Origin of the sequence: Mesorhizobium sp. M8A.F.Ca.ET.208.01.1.1 (assembly GCF_004791315.1) — a bacterium.
In the GTDB taxonomy this organism is placed as follows: domain Bacteria; phylum Pseudomonadota; class Alphaproteobacteria; order Rhizobiales; family Rhizobiaceae; genus Mesorhizobium.
In genome coordinates this window covers 989,267-1,003,842 of record NZ_SRUT01000002.1, presented here as the reverse complement: position 1 = coordinate 1,003,842, position 14,576 = coordinate 989,267, and the positions used below count along the sequence as shown (strand labels likewise).

Here is a 14,576-nt window from a genome sequence, read left to right as displayed (position 1 = left end):
CGCCCGTTCCCGGATCAATCCCATTTTCAAGGAGGCCGCCATGGCGCCCCGCGTTCTCGTTTCCGACAAACTCTCTCCCACCGCCGTGCAGATCTTCAAGGATCGCGGCGTCGAGGTCGACTATCTGCCCGACCTCGGCAAGGACAAGGAAAAGCTGCTTGAAGTGATCGGCCAGTACGACGGCCTCGCCATCCGCTCGGCGACCAAGGTCACCGAGAAGCTGATCAACGCCGCCACCAATCTCAAGGTCATCGGCCGCGCCGGCATCGGCGTCGACAATGTCGATATCCCGGCGGCAAGCCGCAAAGGTATCATCGTGATGAATACGCCCTTCGGCAATTCGATCACGACGGCCGAACACGCCGTGGCGATGATCTTCGCGCTCGCCCGCCAGATACCGGAAGCCAACGCTTCGACCCATGCCGGTAGATGGGAGAAGAACCGCTTCATGGGCGTCGAGATCACCGGCAAGACGCTCGGCGTCATCGGCTGCGGCAACATCGGTTCGATCGTCGCCACACGCGGCGTCGGGCTGAAGATGCATGTCGTCGCCTTCGACCCGTTCCTGTCGGACAAGCGGGCCGAGGAACTCGGCGTCGACAAGGTGGAACTGGACGAACTCTTCGCCCGTGCGGACTTCATCACGCTGCACACGCCGCTGACCGACAAGACTCGCAACATCATCGATGCGGCCGCCATCGCCAAGATGAAGAACGGCGTGCGCATCATAAACTGCGCCCGTGGCGGGCTGGTGGTCGAAGCCGACCTCGTCGCGGCGCTGAAGAGCGGCAAAGTGGCGGGCGCCGGTATCGACGTGTTCGAGGTCGAACCGGCGGAGCAGAATACGCTGTTCGGCATGGAGAACGTGGTGGCGACGCCGCATCTCGGCGCCTCGACGGCGGAAGCGCAGGAGAATGTCGCGCTGCAGGTCGCCGAGCAGATGGCCGACTACCTGATCAAGGGTGCAGTCTCCAACGCCATAAACATGCCGTCGATCACGGCGGAAGAGGCGCCACGGCTGAAGCCGTTCGTCAAGCTCGCCGAAGTGCTCGGCGCCTTCGTCGGCCAGGTGACCGAGGATCCGATCACCGAGGTCGAGATCCTGTTCGACGGCTCGACCGCGACGATGAACACGCGCGCGCTGATCAGCGCTGCCCTGGCCGGGCTGATCAGGCCGCAGGTCGCCGACGTCAACATGGTCTCGGCGCCGATCATGGTGAAAGAGCGCGGCATCATCGTCGCCGAGGTCAAGCGCGACAAATCGGGCGTCTTCGACGGCTATATCAAGCTGACGGTCAAGACCGAGCACAGGACCCGCTCGATCGCCGGCACCTGCTTCTCCGACGGCAAGCCGCGCTTCATCCAGATCAAGGGCATCAACCTCGACGCCGAGGTCGGCCAGCACATGCTCTACACGACCAATGCCGACGCGCCCGGCATCATCGGCCTGCTCGGTACTGTCTGTGGCGAGAATGGCGTCAACATCGCCAACTTCCAGCTTGGCCGCAATCGGCCGGGTGGCGACGCCATCGCCCTGCTCTATCTCGACGCGCCGTTCCCGGAAAAGGTGCTGGAGCAGGTGCGGGGCCACAAGTCGATCGACTCGGCAAAGCGCCTCCAGTTCGACGTGGGCGGGTTCTAGTCGATCCCTCCGCACCCTCAGGGTGATAAGCAAAACCATTACGACGCCCCGTTTGCCGGCATGCATGCGGGGCGTTGCCGTGACCGCTGGAGTGGCCTGGCGGATTGGGCCGTTGCCGGCGGTAGCACGCTTTGGAAACCCGCCTGATGATACGCCCGTTGCTTCAAGCTGCTACAAGGATATCCTCTTTAGCCATCAGTACATTAGCGCATGACGATAAGAAGATGACTGGCCTAATCTAACGATTTTGTGATCTGCTTGACGATACCGGTTTCTTTCCGCAGGCTGACACCAAGTGATTGGCATGACTTAAACTTAACTGATTTTGTCATGATTTTGCGCGCCCCTTTCGGCGCGCCTCTATTGTTGTCGGGGTGCCTTCGATGGATCGTCACAATACTGTCCGACTGAGCCGCCGTCTTTTTCTGTCTTCGGTTGCGATGTTTACGGTAACGGCAACATCGGCAAGCTTTGCCCGATCCTTGTCGGGCTCGCTGCCTTGGGCGCCGCTGTCGTCCGATCCGCCGATGCAGGTCGTGTCCGGCGGCTGGCAGTTCTTCACGCCGCAGGAAGCCGCGCTCGTCGAGGCCATCGTCGACCGCCTTGTCCCCGCCGACGATCTCTCGATGGGCGGCAAGGAGGCCGGCTGCGCTGTCTATATAGACCGTCAGTTGACGGGCGCGTTCGGAACGTCGAGCCGGCTCTACACAAAAGGACCGTTCCTGCCGGGGTTGCCCACGCAAGGTTACCAGGGCGAAGCCAATCCCGCCCAGCGTTACCGCATCGGCCTTGCCGCCATCGACGCTTTCCTGAAACAGCGCGACGGCAAGACATTCGCCGAGCTCCAGCCGGCGGACCAGGATGCATTCCTGACCGCCATGGAAGCTGGAAAGGTTGACTTGCCAAACGGCGTCAAGGGTCCTGGTTTCTTCGGGCTTCTGCTGCAGAACACGATGGAAGGGTTCTTTGCCGATCCGGTCTATGGCGGCAACAAGGACATGGTCTCGTGGCGCATGCTTGGTTTCCCCGGCGCGCGCTATGACTACCGGGACCACGTCAGCAAGCACAATCAGCCCTATCCGCGGCCGCCCGTCTCCATCGAGGGCAGCCCGGAATGGCTCGTGAAAAGGAGCTGACCATGACGACGATACTGCCTCGCAAGGATGTCGTGATCGTCGGCCTCGGCTGGACAGGGTCCATCCTTGCGCATGAACTCACCGATCAGGGCCTGGACGTTCTGGCCATCGAGCGTGGTCCCTGGCGCGATACGGCAACCGATTTCAACATCGGCTACGCACAGGACGAGTTGCGCTACAGCGTGCGGCGCGACCTGTTCCTGCAGCCTGCCGTGGAAACGCTGACCATGCGCAACGACCCGTCGCAGACGGCGCTGCCGATGCGCGATTTCGGCTCGTTCCTGCCAGGCAACGGTGTCGGTGGCGCCGGGGTGCACTGGAACGGCCACACCTGGCGGTTCTGGGATTCGGATTTTCAGATCAAGACCAACCTGACCAAGAGGTATGGCGCGGCACGGATCGCCGATCTCCAGGTCGAGGACTGGGGCGTGACCGGCGCCGAGATGGAGCCTTATTACGACCAGTTCGAATATTTGGCGGGCATCTCGGGCAAGGCCGGCAACATCAAGGGGCAGCTACAGGAAGGCGGCAATCCGTTCGAGGATCCGAGGTCGCGGGACTATCCGAACCCGCCGATGGAGATGACCTACGCGCCGACCCTGTTCGCCAATGCCGGCCGGTCCATGGGATTGCACCCGTTCCCGACACCGTCCGCCAACATGTCACGGACCTATGTCAATCCGCTCGGCATCACCATGGGGCAGTGCACCTATTGCGGATTCTGCGAGCGGTTCGGCTGCGCCAACTATTCCAAATCCAGCGCCCAGACCACCATCCTTCCCATCCTGATGAAGAAGGCCAATTTCGAGGTCCGGACCGACAGCGAGGTGCTGCATGTCGATCTTGCCGCCGGCGGCAAGTCGGCGCGCGGCGTAACCTATGTCGATACGTCGGGACAGGAATTCTTCCAGCCGGCCGATCTCGTGCTTCTGTGCGCCTACGGCCTGCACAATGCCCGGCTGATGATGCTGTCGGGCATCGGCAGGATCTATGATCCCGCTACCGGCGAGGGCACGGTCGGCCGCAACTACTGCTACCAGACCAACGCCGGCGTGCAGGTGTTCTTCGATGACAAGAACTTCAATCCGTTCATTGCCGCGGGCGCGCTCGGTCAGACGATCGACGACTATAACGGCGACGCCTTCGACCACGGCGGGCTCGATTTCGTCGGCGGCGCGGGCATAAACTGCATCCCCACCAATGGACGTCCCATTGGGACCCGGCCGACGCTGCCGGGCACGCCGAAGTGGGGCAGCGCCTGGAAGAAGGCGACCGTCGCGGGCTACAAAAGCACGCTCGGCTTCTCCTCGCAGGGCAGCAGCTACGCGACACGCACCAACTACCTCGACCTCGACCCGACCTACAAGGATCGCTTCGGCCGGCCGCTTATGCGCATGACCTTCGATTTTCCCGACAACGATATCAGGATGTCGAATTACCTCTGCGACCGGATGGAGGAAATTGCCAAGACGCTTGGCGGCAAGCAATACAATGTCGGCCGTCGCAAAAAGGGCTGGGACAGCGTCCCTTATCAAAGCACCCACAATACTGGCGGCGCCATCATGGGAACCGACCCGAAGAGGAGCGCGGTCAACACCTTCCTGCAAAGCTGGGATGTGCCCAACGTCTTCGTCATCGGCGCGTCGGCCTTTCCGCAGAATGCCGGCAAGAATCCGACCGGAACGGTCGGCGCGCTCGCCTACCGCGCCGCTGACGGCATCCGCAATCATTATCTTCGCAATCCCGGCGCCCCGTTGGTGCAGGCATGAGGACGCTCGCTGCCGGCGCCGGCGCGGCCCTGCTGGCGATCACGCCTGCACTTGCCGCCGATCAGGCCGACCAGATCATCCGCGGCCAATACCAGGCGGTGCTCGGCGATTGCGCGGGCTGTCATACGAGGCCGGGGGGCAAGCCGCTGGCCGGCGGCCTGCCGCTCGAAACGCCCTTCGGCGCACTGGTGCCGCCCAACATCACGCCCGACCACGAGACGGGCATCGGCAATTGGTCGGAGATCGATTTCCGCAACATGATGAAGACGGGCGTCGGCCACGATGGCGTGCGGCTCTATCCCGCCATGCCGTATCCCGCCTATACCAGAATGACCGAGCAGGACATCTCCGACCTGTGGGCCTACATGACCACGGTCGAGCCGGTCGCGAACAAGGTCGAGGCCAACCAGTTGCCGTTCCCGTTGAACATCCGGCTGGCGATGTGGGGCTGGAATCTCCTGAACTTCAGCGAGGCGAGCTTCCAGGCCGATCCCTCCAAGTCGGCGGAGTGGAATCGCGGCGCCTATATCGTCCAGGGGGCCGGGCACTGCGGGACCTGCCATACGCCCAAATCCTTCCTGGGCGCCGATCAGGACTCCAGCTTCCTGCAAGGGGCGTCGCTGCAGGGCTGGTTCGCCCCCGACATCACCAACAATGCTCAATCCGGCCTTGGCAAATGGTCGCAAGAGGATGTGGTCGCTTACCTCAAGACCGGCGTCAACGCGCATTCGATCGCGTCCGGTCCGATGGCCGAGGCGATCGAGAACTCGACCTCCAAAATGACGGATCCCGACCTAAAGGCCGTGGCCGTCTATCTCAAGAACCTGGGGTCGGACACCGGCAGTGCGCAGGCGCCCAAGCCCGACGAAGCGCGGATGGTGGCGGGCGAGGCGATCTACCGTGACAATTGTTCGGCCTGCCATGGCGGCGACGGCGCCGGGGCCGGCGCGTTGTTCCCCACCCTCATCGGCAATTCCATCGTCGCGCAGGGCAATCCCGAGACGCTTGCGCGCGTCGTTCTTGCCGGAAGCCAGGCGGTGCACACGACTGGTGCTCCGACCACGCCTTCGATGCCCTCGCTGGCATGGCGGCTGAAGGACCAGGAAATCGCCGACGTGCTGACCTATGTGCGCGGCAGCTGGGGCAATTCTGCGCCGGCGGTCTCGTCCGACGATATCGCGGCGGTGCGCAAGGAATTGGTGCCGTAGCCTGCATTCCGGGCTGGATTTCGATATCGTTGCGGAAGCCGAACGATTGACTGACGGCGGCTCTATCGGCGGTTCAGCATCGTCTTTTGTCCGCTGTATTCGGCGAGCCAGATGCCGCCCAGAACGAGGACCAGCGCCAGCGCCTGATAGAGCTGGAAAGTCTCGCCGACGATCAGCACCGAAAGCAGCGTGCCGAAGATCGGCACCAGATTGATGAACAGGCCGGCGCGGTTGGCGCCGATCAGCTCGTTGCCCCTGATATAGGTAATCTGCGAGATCACCGAAGCGCCAATCGCCGTATAGACGATGACCGTCCAGCCGCGCGCATCGGGCACGATCACCTTGCCGGCGGCGGCCTCCCACAGGAAAAAGGGCAACGAGGTGATGAGTGCCGCGAACGACATGGCCAGCATCAGGCTTTGCCAGCGCATCGCCGGCTTCAGCCGCAACCCGACCGAATAGCCGCTGTAGAGAACGACCGCGACCAGCATGATGGCGTCGCCGAAATTGAGTTCCAGCGTCAGCAGCCGGCGTGGATCGCCATGGCAGGCCGTCAGGATGACGCCGAAGATGGTCAGCACCACGCCGGCGATCTGCGCCCAGTTCACGCGCAGGCGGAAGAAAACGAAATTGGCTGTCATGATCAGGATCGGCATCGCCGCCTGCTCGATAGAGACATTGATTGCCGTGGTGTAATTGAGCGCGGTGTAGAAAATGGTGTTGAACAGGGTGAAGCCGCTGGCGCCCAGCGCCGCCAGCACGAACCAGTGCCTGCGCACGACAGGCCAATCCTCCTGGATCGTGCGCCAGCCGATCGGCAGCAGGATTGCCACGGCCAGCATCCAGCGCAGGAAGACCAGCGTCATCGGCGAGACGTGGTCGACCGCCAGCTTGCCGGCCACCGAATTGCCGCCCCACAGCAAGGTGGTGAGCAGCAGGAACATGTAGGCGCTTCGATGCATCGCGGGCTTCCGGCCGCGGGATGGGCCGCGGTGTTTGCCGGCCTATTGCCCCCGTCAGCCCAAGTAAATGATGTCAAAGCCGAAAATTGTTGTGCCTCAGGGCGTTTTCGGCGGCAAAGAAAGGTCGCACTCGCGAGGTCTTGACGCTATAGAGGCCTGTCGTTTCGAACCATATTCAAGCCGCGCTGCGGCGTCTCAAGGGAAAAGAAACATGGCCAATGTGGTGGTCGTCGGCTCGCAGTGGGGTGACGAAGGCAAGGGCAAGATCGTCGACTGGCTGTCGGAGCGCGCCGATGTCGTCGTGCGTTTCCAGGGCGGCCACAATGCCGGCCACACGCTGGTCGTCGACGGCAAGGTTTACAAGCTGTCGCTGCTGCCTTCCGGCGTCGTGCGTGAAGGCAAGCTGTCCATCATCGGCAATGGCGTGGTCTTCGATCCGCATGCTTTCGTCGCCGAAGTGGAGAAACTGAAGGGCCAAGGCGTGGACGTGACGCCGGATCGCCTGAAAATAGCCGAAAACACGGCGCTTATCCTGTCCGTACACCGGGAGCTGGACGGATTCCGCGAGGATGCCGCTTCGAATTCCGGAACGAAGATTGGCACGACCCGACGTGGGATCGGCCCCGCCTACGAGGACAAGGTGGGCCGCCGCGCGGTTCGGGTGATGGATCTGGCGGATTTGGAAACTTTGCCCCTGAAGGTCGACAGGCTGCTGACGCACCACAATGCGCTGCGTCGGGGGCTCGGCCATGGCGAAGTCACGCATGACGCGATCATGCAGGAACTGACCTCGGTCGCGAACGACATCCTCCCCTACATGGACCGCGTCTGGAAGGTGCTCGACGACAAGCGCCGCGCCGGCGAGCGCATCCTGTTCGAGGGCGCGCAAGGCACGCTGCTCGACATCGACCACGGCACCTATCCGTTCGTCACCTCGTCCAACACGGTCGCCGGACAGGCGGCCGCCGGCTCCGGCGTCGGTCCGGGCGCCATCGGCTACGTGCTCGGCATCACCAAGGCCTACACCACGCGGGTCGGCGAAGGTCCGTTCCCGACCGAGCAGAAGAACGAGATCGGCGAGTTCCTCGGCACGCGCGGCCATGAATTCGGTGTCGTCACCGGGCGCAAGCGCCGCTGCGGCTGGTTCGACGCGGTGCTGGTGCGCCAGGCGGTTGCCGTCAACGGCATCAAGGGCATTGCGCTGACCAAGCTCGACGTGCTCGACGGGCTGGACGAGATCAAGGTCTGTACCGGCTACAGGCTCGACGGCGAGACGATCGACTATCTGCCGGCAAGCCAGGGCGCGCAGGCCCGCGTGGAACCCATCTACGAAACGCTGGAAGGCTGGAAAGGCACCACCGCCGGCGCGCGCAGCTGGAACGATCTACCGGCCCAGGCGGTCAAATATGTCCGGTACATAGAGGAGTTGATCGGCGCGCCGGTCGCACTCCTCTCCACCAGCCCGGAACGGGACGACACGATACTTGTGACCGATCCGTTTCAAGACTAGTTTCTGAAGCCTTTCCGGGCATCGCGGCTGATTTGCGGGGGCCGGCGCGGAGGCAAACTACAGGTCGACTGAAGCATGGCAGATTTCGTTGCTGTTCTGAAAAACGCGTTCGAGAAGCACGGCGACGAGACGCCCGAGAAGCGTGCGCGCATCTATAACAGCGTTCGCGCCATGCTGGCGAAGAAGCTTGCGGAATATTCGCCGCCGCTGGCTCCCGAGGCCATAGACAAGCAGAAACGCTCGCTGGACGACGCCATTGCCGGCGTCGAGCGGGACTACGTCAAGAGTGTGCCGGAGACGGACCCGCTCGCGGAACTGGAGCACATCTTTTCCTCCATCGACCGCAACAAGAACCAGTCGAGCCACGTCAAGCAGCCGGCCAAGGCCGAATCGATTCCCGCTCCGTCCCCGTATCGGCAGGCGCCTGTCGCGGCCAGCCCGGAGCCGTACAAGCCGGCGCAGCCCGTGGCGAACCCCGAACCCAACCGGCCTGCTCCAGCGGTCAAGGCCGAGCCAGCCTGGCAAAGGTCGACGCCGGTCCAGCCCGCTCCGGACTTTTCGGAGAAGACCTTGCCGGGAATGGACGCGGATCGGGACGACGACCAGGACGATGTCTTTGCCAATGACGAAGCGCCGGCGGGCGCCGACACTTTCGAGCGTTTGCGCCCAGCTGAACGCAGGCGCGGCTATGGCGGACTGATCGCCGCCGTCGTCGCGTTGCTGGTCGTTGCCGGCGGCGGTTACGGCATCTGGCTGAACAAGGATGCCTTCGGCAAGATGCTGGGCCTGGGCGGCAGCAAGGTTGTTGCCAAGACCGAACCGGTGAAAACGGCGCCGGCCAAGCCGGCGACCGATGCCGCGGCCACGCCACCGGCGCCCGCGACCGGCGCCGAAGGCACGAAATTCACGCAGCGGCTGACGCCTGAAGGCGGCGAAACCGATCCCGGCCCGGGCGGTGGACAAAGCGGCATAGGCGAGGGTGAATCCGTCGCCGCGCTGACGACGCCGCCAACGGCAACGAATGCGCCGGCCACGGCCGCGCCGGCGGTTCCCGCGCCGGCTGCCAATCCGCCCGCTGCCGCCACGCCCGCGGCAGGCGCGCCTGCTGCGACCACGCCTGCGGCAGGCGCGCCTGCTGCGACCACGCCTGCGGCGGGCACCCCGCCCACGACACCACCCGCCAACGGAACCGCGCCCGCGGCGCCGGCCGATGCCGCCGCGGCTGCGGCGCAAAGCTCGGTTCCGGTCGGCCAGAAGGCGATCTTCTACGAGGAGCGCACCAGCACCGCGCAGGGTTCGGCCGAGCCCGGCAGCATCGTCTGGTCGCTGGTGCAGGAATCGCCCGGCGGCGACCTGCCGCCAGAGCCTGCGATCCGTGCCGAGGCGACCATTCCCGGCAAGGACATCCAGTTGCGCATGACCATCCGCCGCAACACCGACCAGACCCTGCCGGCGAGCCATATCATCGAGATGATCTTCCTGACGCCCGACGGCTTCGAGGGCGGCGGCGTCGACAACATATTGCGCGTCGCCATGAAGAGCTCGGAACAGGATGCCGGCAGCCCGCTGATCGGCATCCCGGCCAAGATCGCCGACGGCTTCTTCCTGGTCGCGCTCAACGACACCAAGGCCGATGAAGACGCCAACATGACCTTGCTGCGCGGCCAGGACTGGATCGACGTACCGGTCGTCTACAAGACCGGACGGCGGGCATTGCTGACCATGGAAAAGGGCATTCCCGGCGAGAAGGTGTTCGACGAGGCGATCAAGGCCTGGCAAGCGAAAACGGCGGGCTGAGCAGACGGCGTAACGGCGGCCTTCGATCAGAAACCCTGGAACAGCATGTCGAGCGCGGCGACGATCTCGTCGTGATGTTTCGTCAAGTTCAGCCGACTTTCACCCAATTCGCTTGCCGGAACGGTAGCAATCAGGTGTGTCGCCATAACCAGCTTCCGGCCGTTGATGTCGAAGATCGGATGAAGCTTTCGCATCGGCGGCGGCACCGTTGCGAACGGCAGAAGGGGGACGACTATCCGCGTCCTGAAATTGTCGAGCAGATCGGATTGAACGTCGAGCAAATAGTTGCCTTCGACGCGACCGGCGAAGACATCATAGCGGGGCATCAGAACTGCCGGTACTCTTCCAATGGGACGCCATGTTTCTCGATGTAGTCGTTCCACGACTCCATCGTGGCGCGGTTCTCTAGCTTCCATAGCCGCGTTTTTTCGGCCGCCACCGCTTCCGCGATGCCGGCCTCCGCGGCGCGCGAGACATTCACATCAAGCCCTTTGGCTTCCCGCATGAGATTTGAGTCGATCGACAGATTTGCTGGCTGACGGACCGCATTCAAGGCAATCTTACGCATGGTGGGCCTCCGCGACATGCGCATAATATATGCGCATTCCGATATGGAAGGCAATAAAATCAAGCTGCCCCGATCGCGGGCGGAACCTACCCTTCCATCTCTTCCCGCAGCATCTCCAGTTCCAGCCATTCCTCTTCCAATGCGGCCAAGGTGGCGCGCTCCTTGTCGAGGGCGGCGATGGTCTTCTGGAACGAGGCCGGGTCGCGCTCGTAATAGGCCGGGTCGGAGATGTTGTTTTCCAGCCGCGAGATCGACGCTGTCACGGCCTCGATCTTCTTGGGCAAGGAGTCCAGCGCGAACTTCTGCTTGAACGACAGTTTTTTGGCCGGCCCTTTTGCTACGGCAGGTTCTGCCTTGGTGGTCGGCGCGTCGCCGGCGTCGGCCTTGGCGCGCGCCTTGCGGTCGTCGAGCCGGGTGCCGCCGCGCTGCGCCAGCATGTCGGAATAGCCGCCGGCATATTCAATCCAGCGGCCACCACCGTCCGGCGCGATGACGCTGGTGACGGTGCGGTCGAGGAAATCGCGATCGTGGCTGACCAGGATGACGGTGCCGGCGAACCCGGCGACCAGTTCCTGCAGCAGTTCCAGCGTCTCCATGTCGAGATCGTTGGTCGGCTCATCAAGTACCAGCAGGTTCGCCGGGCGCGCCAGCACGCGCGCCAGGATCAGCCGCGCTCGCTCGCCGCCGGACAGCTCGCGCACCGGCGTGCGCGCCTGCTCCGGCTTGAACAGAAAATCCTTCATGTAGGAGACGACATGGCGCTGCTCGCCATTGATGACGAGGTTCTCGCCGCGCCCGTCGGTGAGATATTGCGCCAGCGTCTCCTGCGGGTCGACCGCCTCGCGCTTCTGGTCGAGCGTGGCGATCTCCAGATTCGTGCCGAGCCGTATCGAACCAGCGTCCGGCGCCAATTCGCCGGTCAGCATCTTCAGAAGCGTCGTCTTGCCGGCGCCGTTCGGTCCGACGAGGCCGACGCGGTCACCGCGCTGGATGCGGGTCGAGAACCCCTTGACGACGGTGAGGTCGCCAAAGCTCTTCTCTATGTTTTTCGCCTCGATCACCAGCTTGCCGGATTCGGCCGCGTCGCTGGCCACCATTGTCGCGGTGCCCTCGGCGCCGCGATGGCCGCGAAAGCGCTGGCGCATGGTCTGCAGTTCGCCGAGACGTCGCATGTTGCGCTTGCGCCGTGCCGTCACGCCGTAGCGCAGCCAGTGCTCCTCGCGCACGATCTGGCGGCCGAGCTTGTGCTGCTCGCGCTCTTCCTCCTCCAGCACGAGGTCGCGCCATTCCTCGAAATGGCCAAAGCCCTTGTCCAACCGGCGGGTCTGGCCACGGTCGAGCCAGACGGTGGCACGCGACACACGCTCGAGGAAGCGGCGGTCGTGCGAGATCACGATGAGCGCCGAGGAAGTCCGGACGAGTTCCTCTTCCAGCCATTCGATCACCGACAGATCAAGATGATTAGTCGGCTCATCAAGGAGCAGGATGTCGGGCTCCGGCGCCATGACGCGGGCAAGGGCGGCGCGCCTGGCCTCGCCGCCGGACAGGTCTGCCGGCCGCTCCTCGCCCGACAGGCCGAGATGCTCCATCAGATAGCTGGCGCGGTAGGGATCGTCGGCCGGGCCGAGCCCGGCCTCGACATAGGCCCGCACATTGGCAAAGCCGTCCATGTCGGGCATTTGCGGCAGATAGCGGACAGTCGCCGAAGGCTGGCGGAACACCTCGCCGTCCTGCGGTTCGATCAGGCCGGCGGCGATCTTGAGCAGCGTCGACTTGCCGGACCCGTTGCGGCCGACCAGCGCGATCTTGTCGCCGGCCGACGCGGTCAGGGCGGCGCCATCGAGCAGCGGCGTGCCGCCAAAAGTCAGTCTTATCCCGTCGAGATTGAGAAGGGGCGGGGCCATGTCAGCTTTCGGGCAATGGATAGGGATGGGCGAGCAGCAGCGCGCGGCCGTGGCCGAGCGCGATGTCGAGGCGGCCCTTGACCTCGTTGGAAATGGTCAGCGACGATCCGAAAGCCACCTCGACCTTGTCGAGCGGCCATTTGGCGCCGGTGACGGTCAGGCCGGAGAGTTCGGAAAAGCCGAGAATAGAAAATAGCGTGCCGTCGGTATAATCGAAGCTGGCCCTGCTGTTGAGCAAGGGGACACCCTCCTGGGCGCCGCTGGTCAAAAGCACATCCGTTCCGGCCTCGGCCAGCCGCAGGCCAAGCGCCAGATGCAGAAAGGCGTGATCGGCGCGCTTGCCGCCGAAGGCGCCCGCCAGCACAAGGCGGGTCGCTCCACGCTCCAGTGCGGCCGCGATTGCCAGTTCGCCGTCGGTCTTGTCCTTTTCCGTCGGGAAGGTTTGCTGGGGCACGGCGGCGAGATGGGCGGGCAGATCGGCCGGAACCGAATCGAAATCACCGACCCACAATTCCGGCACGAGGCCCAGCATCCGCGCATGACCGATGCCGGCGTCGGCGGCGATCACGCGCGAGCCTTCGACCTGGCGGTCGAGCCGGGGCGTGCGGAGGAGATCGCCGCCAAGCAGGATGGTGAATGTGCTCATATCCCGTCGCCTTACCAGCCCGTCACGGGAAACGGAAGGCGGCAAACTCCCACTTGCGTGTCCCACCCGCCGGGCCTATGTGTCGAAACGCTCTAACGGGGTGCCGGACGCGAATATCGCGGGCCGGCTGAGAGGCAGTCTCGCCAACCCGCTGAACCTGATCCGGTTTGTACCGGCGGAGGGATTAGACGTTTCGGACAGTCCGACGCCTCAATTCCTTTCAACGCAAACGAAGGAGGCGCCGATGCGCACGTTTTTATATTCTCTCATCGCAGCCACGGCGGTGACGCTGTCCGGGCCGGCCTTGGCCAAGGACAAGCTCACGGTCTACACCTATGAGAGCTTCACCGCCGACTGGGGTCCAGGCCCCGTGGTGAAGAAGGAATTCGAGGCCGAATGCGGCTGCGATGTCGAGTTCGTCTCGGTCGCCGACGGCGTGGCGCTGCTCAACCGCGTCAAGCTGGAAGGCGCTTCGACCAAGGCCGACATCGTGCTCGGCCTCGACACCAATCTCACCGCCGATGCCAAGGCCTCCGGCCTGTTCGCGCCGCATGGCGCGGTGAGCGATGTCAACGTGCCGGGCGGCTGGAGCGACGATACTTTTGTTCCCTTCGACTACGGCTATTTCGCCGTCGTCTACGATACGCAAAAGCTGAAGTCGCCGCCGAAAAGCTTGAAGGAGCTGGTCGAGGGCAGCGCCGACGACAAGATCGTCATCCAGGACCCGCGCACCTCGACGCCCGGTCTCGGCCTGCTGCTCTGGGTGAAGTCGGTCTATGGCGATAAGGCGCCGGAGGCCTGGGCCAAGCTCAAGACCAAGGTGCTGACCGTGACGCCGGGCTGGAGCGAGGCCTATGGCCTGTTCACCAAGGGCGAGGCGCCGATGGTGCTTTCCTACACCACCTCCCCGGCCTACCACATGGTCGCCGAGAACACCGAGCGTTACCAGGCGGCGTCTTTCGAAGAGGGCGAGTATCTGCAGATCGAGGTCGCCGGCATCACCACGACCGGAGCCAAGAACCCGCTGGCGGAAAAATTCATGGCCTTCATGACCGGACCGAAATTCCAGGACGCCATCCCCGAGACCAACTGGATGTTCCCGGCCGGCAAGACCGACAAGCCGCTCAACCCGGCCTTCGACAAACTGGTCAAGCCGACCAAGACCCTGCTGTTCAGTCCGGAGGAGGTCGCGGCCAACCGCAAGGCCTGGGTGGATGAATGGCTGGCGGTGATGAGCAAGTAGTTGGCTGTATGATCCGAAGATGAATGCTTTACGGCGCCCCCCTCTGTCCTGCCGGACATCTCCCCCGCTTGGGGGGAGATTGGCTGTCATCGGCGATTTCGCCAATCGCCAACATTGCAGGAATGAGCTGGGCGCCGGAGCTGCTAATCTCCCCCCTCGTGGGGGAGATGTCCGGCAGGACAGAGGGGGGC

Annotated in this window: 12 protein-coding genes and 1 riboswitch; of the genes, 7 read left to right on the top strand and 5 right to left on the bottom strand. The window is 63.9% G+C overall.

Annotation, left to right across the window (positions count from 1 at the left end; all coding sequences use genetic code 11):
- Positions 1-40: 40 nt before the first annotated feature.
- The 4 genes from serA (at position 41) to EN851_RS15400 (ending at position 5,755) form a co-directional block, all read left to right on the top strand.
- On the top strand, positions 41-1,642 hold the full coding sequence (gene serA / locus EN851_RS15415) for a phosphoglycerate dehydrogenase (protein WP_127279677.1): 1,602 nt from the start codon (positions 41-43) through the stop codon (positions 1,640-1,642).
- A gap of 527 nt (positions 1,643-2,169) precedes the next feature.
- Positions 2,170-2,778 carry a gluconate 2-dehydrogenase subunit 3 family protein gene (locus EN851_RS15410; protein WP_245464451.1) on the top strand — a complete coding sequence of 203 codons (609 nt, stop codon included), beginning with the start codon at positions 2,170-2,172 and terminating at the stop codon, positions 2,776-2,778.
- 2 nt (positions 2,779-2,780) lie between these two features.
- Positions 2,781-4,547 (top strand): GMC family oxidoreductase, encoded by a 1,767-nt coding sequence (locus tag EN851_RS15405; RefSeq protein WP_135929541.1) that lies wholly within the window; start codon positions 2,781-2,783, stop codon positions 4,545-4,547.
- Positions 4,544-5,755, top strand: a complete 1,212-nt coding sequence (locus tag EN851_RS15400) for a cytochrome c (RefSeq protein ID WP_135929540.1) — start codon at positions 4,544-4,546, stop codon at positions 5,753-5,755. Before EN851_RS15405 ends, EN851_RS15400 begins: the two co-directional genes overlap by 4 nt.
- Before the next feature lie 62 nt (positions 5,756-5,817).
- On the opposite strand, the gene EN851_RS15395 is transcribed toward EN851_RS15400, so the two are convergent.
- The gene (locus tag EN851_RS15395; protein ID WP_135929539.1) at positions 5,818-6,717 is read right to left on the bottom strand and encodes a DMT family transporter; all 900 of its coding nucleotides are present in this window, start codon (positions 6,715-6,717) and stop codon (positions 5,818-5,820) included.
- Positions 6,718-6,928: 211 nt separating this feature from the next.
- Here EN851_RS15395 and EN851_RS15390 point away from each other — a divergent pair, with 211 nt between their 5' ends.
- The gene (locus EN851_RS15390) at positions 6,929-8,227 is read left to right on the top strand and encodes an adenylosuccinate synthase (RefSeq protein WP_127279499.1); all 1,299 of its coding nucleotides are present in this window, start codon (positions 6,929-6,931) and stop codon (positions 8,225-8,227) included.
- Positions 8,228-8,302: 75 nt separating this feature from the next.
- Positions 8,303-10,024, top strand: a complete 1,722-nt coding sequence (locus EN851_RS15385; protein WP_135929538.1) for a hypothetical protein — start codon at positions 8,303-8,305, stop codon at positions 10,022-10,024.
- Between the two features lie 26 nt (positions 10,025-10,050).
- On the opposite strand, the gene EN851_RS15380 is transcribed toward EN851_RS15385, so the two are convergent.
- The 4 genes from EN851_RS15380 to EN851_RS15365 form a co-directional block, all read right to left on the bottom strand.
- A complete protein-coding gene (locus EN851_RS15380) occupies positions 10,051-10,350 on the bottom strand; it encodes a CcdB family protein (RefSeq protein WP_135929537.1) in 300 nt (99 codons plus the stop codon).
- Positions 10,350-10,592 (bottom strand): type II toxin-antitoxin system CcdA family antitoxin, encoded by a 243-nt coding sequence (locus EN851_RS15375; protein ID WP_127279502.1) that lies wholly within the window; start codon positions 10,590-10,592, stop codon positions 10,350-10,352. Before EN851_RS15375 ends, EN851_RS15380 begins: the two co-directional genes overlap by 1 nt.
- 86 nt (positions 10,593-10,678) lie before the next feature.
- Complete coding sequence (locus EN851_RS15370; RefSeq protein WP_127872117.1) at positions 10,679-12,496, bottom strand: ABC-F family ATP-binding cassette domain-containing protein; 1,818 nt, start codon at positions 12,494-12,496, stop codon at positions 10,679-10,681.
- 1 nt (position 12,497) lies between these two features.
- Positions 12,498-13,142 carry a thiamine diphosphokinase gene (locus EN851_RS15365; RefSeq protein WP_135929536.1) on the bottom strand — a complete coding sequence of 215 codons (645 nt, stop codon included), beginning with the start codon at positions 13,140-13,142 and terminating at the stop codon, positions 12,498-12,500.
- An 86-nt stretch (positions 13,143-13,228) separates the two neighbouring features.
- Positions 13,229-13,343, top strand: a riboswitch (TPP riboswitch).
- Positions 13,344-13,386: 43 nt separating this feature from the next.
- Here EN851_RS15365 and thiB point away from each other — a divergent pair.
- Complete coding sequence (thiB, locus tag EN851_RS15360) at positions 13,387-14,385, top strand: thiamine ABC transporter substrate binding subunit (protein ID WP_135929535.1); 999 nt, start codon at positions 13,387-13,389, stop codon at positions 14,383-14,385.
- Positions 14,386-14,576 lie beyond the last annotated feature (191 nt).

Bases quoted from the DNA above. Each gene is read 5' to 3' on its own strand.
- serA (WP_127279677.1), top strand. From the start codon at position 41: ATGGCGCCCCGCGTTCTCGTTTCCGACAAACTCTCTCCCACCGCCGTG.
- EN851_RS15410 (WP_245464451.1), top strand. From the start codon at position 2,170: ATGCAGGTCGTGTCCGGCGGCTGGCAGTTCTTCACGCCGCAGGAAGCC.
- EN851_RS15405 (WP_135929541.1), top strand. From the start codon at position 2,781: ATGACGACGATACTGCCTCGCAAGGATGTCGTGATCGTCGGCCTCGGC.
- EN851_RS15400 (WP_135929540.1), top strand. From the start codon at position 4,544: ATGAGGACGCTCGCTGCCGGCGCCGGCGCGGCCCTGCTGGCGATCACG.
- EN851_RS15395 (WP_135929539.1), bottom strand. From the start codon at position 6,717: ATGCATCGAAGCGCCTACATGTTCCTGCTGCTCACCACCTTGCTGTGG.
- EN851_RS15390 (WP_127279499.1), top strand. From the start codon at position 6,929: ATGGCCAATGTGGTGGTCGTCGGCTCGCAGTGGGGTGACGAAGGCAAG.
- EN851_RS15385 (WP_135929538.1), top strand. From the start codon at position 8,303: ATGGCAGATTTCGTTGCTGTTCTGAAAAACGCGTTCGAGAAGCACGGC.
- EN851_RS15380 (WP_135929537.1), bottom strand. From the start codon at position 10,350: ATGCCCCGCTATGATGTCTTCGCCGGTCGCGTCGAAGGCAACTATTTG.
- EN851_RS15375 (WP_127279502.1), bottom strand. From the start codon at position 10,592: ATGCGTAAGATTGCCTTGAATGCGGTCCGTCAGCCAGCAAATCTGTCG.
- EN851_RS15370 (WP_127872117.1), bottom strand. From the start codon at position 12,496: ATGGCCCCGCCCCTTCTCAATCTCGACGGGATAAGACTGACTTTTGGC.
- EN851_RS15365 (WP_135929536.1), bottom strand. From the start codon at position 13,142: ATGAGCACATTCACCATCCTGCTTGGCGGCGATCTCCTCCGCACGCCC.
- thiB (WP_135929535.1), top strand. From the start codon at position 13,387: ATGCGCACGTTTTTATATTCTCTCATCGCAGCCACGGCGGTGACGCTG.